Source organism: Brucella sp. NBRC 14130 (genome assembly GCF_040371715.1).
GTDB lineage: Bacteria > Pseudomonadota > Alphaproteobacteria > Rhizobiales > Rhizobiaceae > Brucella > Brucella intermedia.
In genome coordinates this window covers 378,904-387,977 of sequence record NZ_BAABTE010000001.1, presented here as the reverse complement: position 1 = coordinate 387,977, position 9,074 = coordinate 378,904, and the positions used below count along the sequence as shown (strand labels likewise).

Sequence of the window (9,074 nt, the reverse complement as noted above, 5' to 3'; positions counted from 1 at the left end):
AACCGTATCCGTGATGTGCGGCCAGCGCTAGAGCCAAAGGACAGCAAAAGATTAGAGTCAGAACTGAGGTCGTTAGTTCACTTCTATGCCATTAGACCAAAAGTCCCGATAAGCCGCTAATTTCAGCGGTACAGCGTCACCGTCGATTCTGACTATAGATGCTGGCGATCTCGCGGCAAATGCGTTTAATGACTGAGTGAGTGTCCAGATCTTTGCGTCGTCGGTTATAATCAACCGATCATGCAGTGAACGAGGGTTGGCGGCTGTCTTTAACGTTAGCGGTCTCGTAGTGTCGTATTGCGTTTTCCAACGTTTCGCCGCTGGAGCTAGAGACTGTTTGACGCTAGCGCTGTCAGTGAGAAGCATGATTGCGACGCATTCTTTTGCAAGTAATGCAAAATCTGTCAGCGCTTTCTCATCCATATAAGGGTCGACAATCAATGCTGATGTCGACGCTTCGCTCAGGATCTTCCCAACTGCGGCCATTGCATCGAAGCTGTTCCCAGCGGGGATGAACGCTCCTTGAGCTGATGATGGAGCTTTGACCTCAGCAGTTGCCAACATCTTATAGAGTACGCCAAGTACCTGATGAACAACTACGGTGTTGGGGCCGCTGATTGTGACAAGGTTTGCCATGGCTCCAATTTTGCCCGCTGAGATGGGGTCATTCATCTCCTCCGCGTAAGCATGAGCCATGCCAATCCATTTTTGTATTTCCAGCGTCGTCTTTCCAAAAGGCGGTGTTTCAACGAGCCTTCCGATCACAACATAAATTTGTTCCGCGTTCATTTCGTCACTCCCAACCCACGGTTTGAAGTTACACGCCGGGGGAAAGTCGTCAACTCCGAGAAGTGTCTCTTTCCTGCGGAAAATCATGCAGATGTAAGCCGCCGGGCTTGCCAATATCGTCCGCGCCCGCCACCTTGAATAGCGAAAGGCGGGAATAATGCAGATATTCGATTTCATCAGCCAAGACGAATTGGATGAACTTCCTGAAGATGAGAATGCAGCATTTCTAGAGTTCGTCCGGATATCTCGCAGACGTCTGCAAGAACGCTTGAATCAATTAAACGGAAATGACGAAAGCGATTGGCATATAATTGAAGAGGCTCGCCACGGTTTTATGAACGTCGTAATAGCATCCGCTAGACGGTTTCGAGTTGAACCGTTTGCCACAATGGATGTTCCTCAAATCAAAAATTTTTCCCAAAATGAATATCAACAATTTGTTGCTGATCTAGATCATTATATGACGCAGCTGCTACTGGATAGCCGCATTGCGAAGCGTCAAGAAACCGTTGGTTTATCGCCTGCCGCCAAGGAGAACATCCGAACAAAGCTGCATCATCTACGAGAGGCGTTGGAACGCTCAGAATGGGACGAGCGTACGCGTGCGCGGCTTCGTGCACGCTTGGATGAATTCGAGAAGGATCTTGAAAAGAGCAGAATAAACATTCTTGCAGTGGCGCGGGTGGCGATAGAAATCCTCGCAGTTCCTGGTGCTTTGGCGGGCACTTATGACGTGTCAGTCAAGATGATTAATCAGATCATGCAGACTATCGGAAAAGAAAAAATTGACGAAGACGAACGCCGACGACTGCCACCAGTCGAAAAACCAGCTGCGCTTATTCCGCCTCGCGCGGAAGAGAAAAAGAAATCAGCCCCCGAGTTCGGGCGTGGGTTCAGCCGCGACCTGGATGACGAGATCCCATTCTAGATATTTCATCTATCCGCAAAGATCGCGCCGGTCTTTGTTTGGGCGGTTTTGGCTTACACATAAAGCGTTTCAACGAGGAAGTCGCTACACCATAAAGCACGTGAAGACGAGAGCGGCAATTACGCCGCCCAATACTACGATACGATCTGAACAAGATCAATTTCTTCCCGGAGAGTCTTTCAAATGGGTACTGCTAACAAGCCCAGCCCCCGCTGGGCGGGTCATGAAGCCTTATTCCATGTAAGGTATATCTCCCCACTGAAACAGAACAGCAGGCGGTCCATATTCTCCAACGTGGGGATCTGCTTCGCGGCTCCACGCGACTACACCGACATGTTTGCCTTCCAGCGATTGCGCTGCACGTAACGCACGGCTCTCTGTTTCAAATGCCATGGGTTCGAACGCCGGAACCAACTCGCCGTCTGCATTGCGGTCGAATGCTGCAACCACGATAAGCCGCGCATTGGTCATTTAATTTTACTTTCCGTCGGTGTTAAGGTCCAACTCCGGATTATTGTCCGCCTTGGTCTGGCTCTTCTTTTTTGAGAGACTGCCAGTTTTAGGTTCTGCAGGGCGGTCAGGAGTGCTCGTAAACTTAATGGCCATAATCGTTTCAAATCTCCATGAGAAATGTTGCTATTTTGTTCTCGTGACGCGTGTATGTCAGATATTTTTGCACATGTCCAACGATTGCTAGAAGCACGGCATTGGTCAACACCAAAAGAGCTCGCGGTGATGTATATGCGCATGAACCTAATCATCCCGGAAATCCGTCAAATATTGCAAATCGGGTCATAACGAAGTTGTGTAAGCTCAACGCTACCGGCTATTGCGCAAGCCCTTTTTTGAGGGTGGCGGCATAATGCTCTCCATCTCTTGGCGTTGTTTTCGCAAGCGCAGCGTCTTGGCAACCCGCTCGTCTGCTTCCGCGTCGAGAATAGTACGCGCGGCTTTATTGGTGCGTGAAGCGACCGACTCCCGAGAGGAAGGGACGGGCTTGAAAAGAGTATGTTTCGTAAAGGAGCCGCGTGGATCTTGGGGCAATTGTTGTAATCCTTTTTAGAGGTAAATAAAAAAGGTCGGGCAATGGCCCGACCCTAAGTCAACTTCTTTCGACAGTGCCAGTACATCCGTGGTCAAAGGAAAGAAAATCAGCGATTTAAGCGGCTTGCAGGTTGCAGGCCGACATTTTGCCGGACTTGCGATCCTGCTCCAGATCATAAGTAAGCTTCTGGCCTTCGGTCAGCGAGTACATACCTGCGCGTTCAACCGCAGAGATATGAACAAACGCATCGCCACCGCCATTCTCAGGCTGAATAAACCCAAAGCCCTTTGCTGTATTAAACCATTTAACTGTGCCGGTGTTCATTGGAACCCCTTTCATAGAAATATTGATAGCCGCATTTGAAGCAAACGCAGAGATGAAACGATTTTTTAAAGGGAGTTTTCGTCAATGCACGGCGCTAATCGTGCAGAAAGTTAAGCTCAACAAGAAAATCTCGATGTCATCTTTTAGAAATTTTAATAATGTTTGTCAAATTTTTAATATGGTTCAGCTAATTTAAATTATAAAAATACTTAAATATCTTAATATTCCCGTCGGTTTAAGGGGGGGTATAACGATTTCAATTTATTATTTGAGAGGCCCTATTTGGGCCCCACCAAACAATAATGGTTAAGCCGTGCCATAAGCGGAAGACGCTTCCGTCCGCGGACCTGGGATCGTTTGAATGTCGCCCATTACTCCAGCCATAAAACTCTTCAGAATTAACGCTGACTCATTATAATGGGGTCCTGGTAGGGGCTTCATCCTGGACGTGAGATAGCCGGCCTTAATAATCATCTGCTTTAGAATGCGATGGTTTGAGTGAGAATCGCCATTATAGATAATGGAAGACATAGCGTCCTCCTTTCAAATTGCGGGCAAGGGCAATTCAACCCGTGTCAGCGAAGCCCGTAATCAATTAAATCGCTGACAACCCATGGTGGACGGATAGTGCCTGGATAGCAAGCGAACAATTAAGGTGACTTAGGGGCAGTGTATCCAATGTCCTGACGCAAACGCAAGGATTTCGTCCGCGCTGGGCTGACCTCTACCTGAAAAGAACCCCGCAGCATCAAGGTGCGGGGTTGGAAGTCAGTTGTCATCGGCAAGCAAATTTTATTCCTCGAAAGGAGAAAATCAAGCCGCGATTCACTCGCGATGTTTTCTCTCCGCAGCCTCCAAGCGCGCCAAAAGCTCCGAAATTGTGTTTTCATTATTGTTGGAGGATGTTGTCATCAATCCGTCTTTCAATGCATCTGCGATTGCTTGTGAGGGAACATCACGACGCTTCACGCCGGTGGCAAACCGTCTAGCGGTTTGGTAAATGTTTGGTCGTTCTGGCATGCACCCAAAGCCTTAATCATTTTCAGCACAACAAACTGGCGGCGGCTATGTTCCAATAACGAGCACACCAATAGCCCGTAAATCTCCCAACCAGTAAGGCCACGCCTGGAAAAGGTGGGTACTAGCAGTGGACGCCTGCTCGGCTCGGAAAATTATGTAGGCATAAAAATTCACTTCGGCGCCGCAAGACAACTCAGAATTAACATGAATAAAGAATTCGCGCGCAAGTTGATTGCGTTGGTGCTATAATCAAAATCCAACGCATAATTATGTGCGTTCGATCATTGAAGATCGGATACCATCATGAACAAGTTTGAATGGTTAAAGCCCGCACTCGGCGGCGCATCGGTTGGTGCCATTGCAGCAATTGCTATCGGGTTTTCCGTAGGTGGATGGGTCACAAAAGGCACTTCTGAGCGCCGGATTGCATCCAACATATCCGACGGGGTGGCGCTTGCCCTGACACCTTACTGTCTTGAAAAATCAAGAAACGATCCGGCTGTTGTGAACATCCTGGCTGAGTTTAAGGCTGCCCCAGCTTACTCTCGCCGTACTCTTATTGAGAAGTCAGGTTGGGCCACACCGTTGGGAACAGAGCAACCCAACACCGCGCTCGCTACTGCGTGCGGCAACGAACTCGCCAAGGCGCTTTAATATAGCGGGGAAACCGAACGAGGAGGCTATCATGAAAAAACAACGTAATCGTAACATTGGATTGGAAACTGTTTCTGTACGTCCATGGCACGATGAGGACACGACAGCCAGCAGAAGTGATCTCAGAAATGCTCATGAACAGATGACCTCTCCATCAAAGGATTGGACGCAGCTTGCGAACATTCTTCGGCGTTCTTGCGGTGGATTCTCACGTTCCCGGTCGCCGCGCCATTCTTTACCGAGGAGCAAACGCAATGGATAATGACACCACAGCTCTAGAACGAAAGGTTCTTGCACATGAGCAGATACTTCAGGTTCTCATCGGGCATCTAGCCGAGACCGAACCCAAATTTCTGGATCGACTTAAAGCAGTATTCACGCATCATCATATTCTTGGCCCCAATGAACAGAACTACGTTAATACAGCGCAGTATGCCGAACAATTCATTCACGAAATCGAGAAGATGCAAGGGTATAAGGCAACGCGTTGATTTTCTTCGGATCATGATTATATGATAGGAGTTTTGAGCCGATTATTTCTAAATAAATATCACGTGTTTGCTTGCACTTTAATTCGAAAAGGCGCACTGTTTATTATGCACAGCTTTTGAAACGGGCGCTGTCGTTGGGAGAGAACGATCTCCCGCCCCAAAAATGAAGGGGGACACGCGATGTCTTCCGCTTCACATCTATCCTACTTTGGCCCTGAAGATTTTCCGTCGCTTCGTGCTTTCCTGCAACGTTCCGGATATTCGCTGGAGGGTTGCGAAAAGCCAGAGACTCGCCTGGAAGCCGCCAAACACCTTTGTGAAATTTTCAGCGACGGAAGCCATGATCCTGTGCAGATGCTGGACATACTTTTGGCAATCCGCGCCCAACGGCTATCACAATCCAATCAAAGAGAACTGGAAGCCTGGGAGAATGAGGGCGGCTATACGATCCCGCAAGTCACTGCAAAATCCTTGGTCTTGCGATGGCCTCCTCGAAAGCGGCTCCGATTGAGGTTGGCCCATGGCTGATATTTTGCGTTCCCCAATATCAGGCATTGAGGTGAGAGAGCGAAGGATTGGGTCCCGCCGTAACCAGCTCTATCCCGCAATCCGGAATATTGTGCGGATAGAAAACAGGGTCCGCGAACCGTTCAGCGCGAGATGTTTAGCCAAACACATGCCCTCGACGCATATACCTTGGTTGAAAAGCTATTTGAGCTCTCATGCGGCAACGTCGCTTCGGGACCGAGAGGCATATTTCGTGAGGGTATGTCGGGGCTGGTATCGTCTCAATGACACGTGATCAATCTGGCGAGGAGAAACTGTCAGTCCAAAAATCGTTGGATCGTAAAGTGAGCGTGTATCTGATCGCGTTCTTCATAATATGCATCGATATCGGATTGGTCGTCTGGGTGCTCGGCTCCTACGTCTATTAATTACCAAGCAGTCATGCGTGGCGCTAAAACGTATGCTTTCCCACAAGAATGAAGTCTGCACTTCCGTGAATGCCGACGTTTTGTACGTCCACCCTCAGCAAACCATCGCCTTTTTCCGACGATAACTGAACGAGCTCGCTTGAATAAGCCTGCCGGAGCATGTCCATGCTTGCCCACATGACGCCTTTTGTAAACGTCCTCTCGCCTTCCGTGAGTACGGAAATACTGTAGCCAACAGAACCGAGACTTTTTCCTTCGCAATACAAATTGCCTATTGAACTAAATGTAGACGTTGGCATGCTTGTACCCCGATACGGCTGTGTCTCCTCACCAAGAAAAGTGGAAGACACAGCTATAACTAATGCCGTTTGGTTTTGATCATGTCATTGGCAGGAGTAGGAAAGCGACCTGCAACAACGTCTGTCGACGCAGTTTTCTCCTTTGCCTTATCTTTTTTTGGCTTTCTTATTTCTCGGTTACTTCTTTTTTGACCACGGGGCATTTTGAAAACTTCCTGTTTTTGAGGAATTAACTAATTCTTGCATACCCGACCAAGCCAGGGATGGTTCAAATTACCGCTGGAGATACTTCCACATTCTCACGGGGATGTTGCCGAGAAAGCTGCGACATCGCTCGCGATGGTGAGCGCCCAGATTGAAATTCCTGAATGAGTAGCCTTGCTGCGGATATGTGAGCGGCACGGTTTTCTGCGGTATCGTAAAGCCGATAGCCGGCGCGTCGCAGTATTTCACGCATCATTCGAAAGTCGGTAGGTCCAAAGTAGGGTTTGATAATTTTGGAAGACATTTCGTCCTCCTTGTATTGGGGCTGGAGTATGCACTCGCAACCGACAGCGCCCGTTTCAAAAGCTGTCGAGACATGCACCATGCGCTTTAAATTTGAGCAAAGCAACTGAGGCTGAATTGCGACGGCAGATCGGCTCAATCATTGCATAAAAAGCTACTTCATGTCGTCCACGGTGATGCGATAGGAAGTTTGCCGAGCCTGTGAATAGACCTCGCGAGCAGCATCGTAGATCAGTTTCCGTGAGGCGTCGAAGGCGGCAAGAAGCGATGATTCCGTCGCTGCAATGACGCCATTCTTCTCCAGGGCGGGCTTATCGATTAGAAATGGGACGGAGGTCATTCCATCGTAGCCGACAAATCGCACGCCCACCTCAAGATCATCGAAACTTCTGCTGGGGTTTGGAAATGAAAGGGCCATTACTTTTCGCTTTTTACTGCGTCGCCTTCGTCATCGCAACGATCGACGGCATTTGCCATTCTTCGATGTTTTTTGATAAATTGTGTCAGGGCGATCTGTAGCCGGCCTTCGTCACGTGTTCCCTCCTGAAATCGACGCGCCAGATAACGTGCAGCATCAGTGCGCAAATCTTGTGTGTCGCCGGGTTTGCGAGCCTCCCTTAGAAGTCGCGAAATCATAGTGATGTTTCTGGAATTCAACGCGATGGAAGACATTTCGTCCTCCTTTGTTGCGGGTCAGGCATTTGAAACCTGAACGACAGCGCCCGTTTCAATTACTGTCATGATAATTATGATGCGCCTTCTATGAGACGAAAGCAAATAAGGCTGCAATGGAGCTGCTGTTAACTCGGTTCGGGCTGCGTTGCAAAGGACGGCTCTGCAGTCATATTAACTGCAGCTTTCAACTGCGGTTCGTTATCGTCAATGCTAGGAAAACCATCGATACGTTGATAACGCTGCACCAACTTTCAATTCGTGTTCCCCAACTTCTCAGCAATGCGCTCTTGGGCGGCTCGGATCGCGCCCAAATGCTCGATCACTCGTCCCATGCACATCATGAATATCCCGAACGCGATCGCGGAGAATCCGTAGGATAAAAACGTTATCGTGATTAACCCGCTGTGATCCGCCAGCCCATTAATGATAACGATTACGCCCGTCACGATAGAAATAAGACCAAATATAAGCGCAGCAACTGACATTATGCCCCTCCGTTCGTTGGCCGACGCTAGAACGGTTGCAATTGTCGCGCAATAGTCACTCCCCGTCTTTCTCGCGCAGAGCTGCCTGCTACCCATTCGTCGACGTCAGCCACGGATACTGTACTCGGAGCTCACGAATAGCTGTTTCCAGGCTGTCAAATATCGAGCCGTTGTCGGTAAACGCAGCCCAGTATTCTGCGTGGTAGTTGTACTCAGGCACATCATCAATCCAGAATTTTTCCGCGATGCAGCTGATTGCGCCGTCAGTCCGTTGAAAAAACACCAACCGGGTTTGTCCATCTGGACTCAGCGCTTGATGTATGACCTTACGCGTCATGCTTGGCGGTCACGTAGCCGAACACCAGGGCCATTTCCATTTTGGTCGATGAAAATGACGCCAGCCGATTCGAGAGCGGCTTGAATAGCTTCGATGGTGCGCGGCTTTAACGGTGTAATTGCCGTTTCAGAATCAGTCCTATCAAGCGTCTCGAAGCGCGTGATCGTGTTCGTGGAGACTTTGGCCATCTCCGCCAGTTCGCGAACCCCAATATTTAGTGCAACGCGAGCCATCCGACATTGAACAGGTAACATTTTCGACACCGTGTAGCGAATTCGCGTTGACAACGCGTTTTTAATGAATAATGTGAACACAGTAGCGAAAACGAAACGCAGGCGCAACGCGAACCCGTTCACATAGTTACCAGACCGTTAATCGAGGAGATCATCATGACACGGTACGCACTGAGAATGGAAACCGCTGACGGCACCATCGAGGACGCATATCACCATGTGGGCCGCAAGGACTGGGCGCTGACCGCGGCGCGGCGCGCCGCAAAAGAGTGTGTTTGCCAGGACGTGGTTCGCATCTGGGTCGATGACACCAAGACAGATTTGGGCGTGGCTTCGTTTGAAGTGAAGTAAC

Annotated in this window: 15 protein-coding genes; 5 read left to right on the top strand and 10 right to left on the bottom strand. The window is 49.2% G+C overall.

The window, feature by feature from the left end; translation table 11 throughout:
* Nucleotides 1-72: 72 nt before the first annotated feature.
* Nucleotides 73-789, bottom strand: coding sequence for a phosphatidylserine/phosphatidylglycerophosphate/cardiolipin synthase family protein (locus tag ABWW28_RS01915; RefSeq protein ID WP_176026431.1), 717 nt, complete (start codon nt 787-789; stop codon nt 73-75).
* A 157-nt stretch (nt 790-946) separates the two neighbouring features.
* Between ABWW28_RS01915 and ABWW28_RS01910 the strand changes: the two genes are divergently transcribed.
* The gene (locus ABWW28_RS01910; RefSeq protein ID WP_176026432.1) at nt 947-1,717 is read left to right on the top strand and encodes a hypothetical protein; all 771 of its coding nucleotides are present in this window, start codon (nt 947-949) and stop codon (nt 1,715-1,717) included.
* Nucleotides 1,718-1,948: 231 nt separating this feature from the next.
* Here ABWW28_RS01910 and ABWW28_RS01905 read toward each other — a convergent pair whose 3' ends face one another.
* The 3 genes from ABWW28_RS01905 to ABWW28_RS01895 form a co-directional block, all read right to left on the bottom strand.
* The gene (locus tag ABWW28_RS01905) at nt 1,949-2,188 is read right to left on the bottom strand and encodes a hypothetical protein (RefSeq protein ID WP_109989349.1); all 240 of its coding nucleotides are present in this window, start codon (nt 2,186-2,188) and stop codon (nt 1,949-1,951) included.
* A 688-nt stretch (nt 2,189-2,876) separates the two neighbouring features.
* The gene (locus ABWW28_RS01900) at nt 2,877-3,086 is read right to left on the bottom strand and encodes a cold-shock protein (protein ID WP_010661715.1); all 210 of its coding nucleotides are present in this window, start codon (nt 3,084-3,086) and stop codon (nt 2,877-2,879) included.
* An 825-nt stretch (nt 3,087-3,911) separates the two neighbouring features.
* The gene (locus tag ABWW28_RS01895) at nt 3,912-4,106 is read right to left on the bottom strand and encodes a hypothetical protein (protein ID WP_353390134.1); all 195 of its coding nucleotides are present in this window, start codon (nt 4,104-4,106) and stop codon (nt 3,912-3,914) included.
* Between the two features lie 303 nt (nt 4,107-4,409).
* On the opposite strand from ABWW28_RS01895, the gene ABWW28_RS01890 reads away from it, so the two are divergent.
* From ABWW28_RS01890 to ABWW28_RS01880, 3 genes are all read left to right on the top strand, one after another.
* A complete protein-coding gene (locus ABWW28_RS01890; RefSeq protein ID WP_176026433.1) occupies nt 4,410-4,760 on the top strand; it encodes a hypothetical protein in 351 nt (116 codons plus the stop codon).
* A gap of 254 nt (nt 4,761-5,014) precedes the next feature.
* The gene (locus ABWW28_RS01885) at nt 5,015-5,251 is read left to right on the top strand and encodes a hypothetical protein (protein ID WP_122066536.1); all 237 of its coding nucleotides are present in this window, start codon (nt 5,015-5,017) and stop codon (nt 5,249-5,251) included.
* A 180-nt stretch (nt 5,252-5,431) separates the two neighbouring features.
* The gene (locus ABWW28_RS01880) at nt 5,432-5,779 is read left to right on the top strand and encodes a hypothetical protein (protein WP_176026434.1); all 348 of its coding nucleotides are present in this window, start codon (nt 5,432-5,434) and stop codon (nt 5,777-5,779) included.
* 974 nt (nt 5,780-6,753) lie between these two features.
* On the opposite strand, the gene ABWW28_RS01875 is transcribed toward ABWW28_RS01880, so the two are convergent.
* From ABWW28_RS01875 to ABWW28_RS01850, 6 genes are all read right to left on the bottom strand, one after another.
* Complete coding sequence (locus ABWW28_RS01875; protein WP_176026435.1) at nt 6,754-6,993, bottom strand: hypothetical protein; 240 nt, start codon at nt 6,991-6,993, stop codon at nt 6,754-6,756.
* 153 nt (nt 6,994-7,146) lie between these two features.
* Nucleotides 7,147-7,410 carry a DUF1488 family protein gene (locus ABWW28_RS01870; protein ID WP_176026436.1) on the bottom strand — a complete coding sequence of 88 codons (264 nt, stop codon included), beginning with the start codon at nt 7,408-7,410 and terminating at the stop codon, nt 7,147-7,149.
* Complete coding sequence (locus ABWW28_RS01865) at nt 7,410-7,664, bottom strand: hypothetical protein (RefSeq protein ID WP_122066533.1); 255 nt, start codon at nt 7,662-7,664, stop codon at nt 7,410-7,412. The genes ABWW28_RS01870 and ABWW28_RS01865 overlap by 1 nt, the downstream gene beginning before the upstream one ends.
* 254 nt (nt 7,665-7,918) lie before the next feature.
* Entirely contained in the window at nt 7,919-8,152 is a 234-nt protein-coding gene (locus ABWW28_RS01860; RefSeq protein WP_353390128.1) for a hypothetical protein, read from the bottom strand.
* Between the two features lie 88 nt (nt 8,153-8,240).
* On the bottom strand, nt 8,241-8,489 hold the full coding sequence (locus tag ABWW28_RS01855) for a hypothetical protein (protein ID WP_353390125.1): 249 nt from the start codon (nt 8,487-8,489) through the stop codon (nt 8,241-8,243).
* Nucleotides 8,486-8,743, bottom strand: coding sequence for a transcriptional regulator (locus tag ABWW28_RS01850; RefSeq protein WP_171053469.1), 258 nt, complete (start codon nt 8,741-8,743; stop codon nt 8,486-8,488). Before ABWW28_RS01850 ends, ABWW28_RS01855 begins: the two co-directional genes overlap by 4 nt.
* A gap of 135 nt (nt 8,744-8,878) precedes the next feature.
* On the opposite strand from ABWW28_RS01850, the gene ABWW28_RS01845 reads away from it, so the two are divergent.
* Nucleotides 8,879-9,073, top strand: a complete 195-nt coding sequence (locus tag ABWW28_RS01845) for a hypothetical protein (protein ID WP_353390122.1) — start codon at nt 8,879-8,881, stop codon at nt 9,071-9,073.
* Nucleotide 9,074 lies beyond the last annotated feature (1 nt).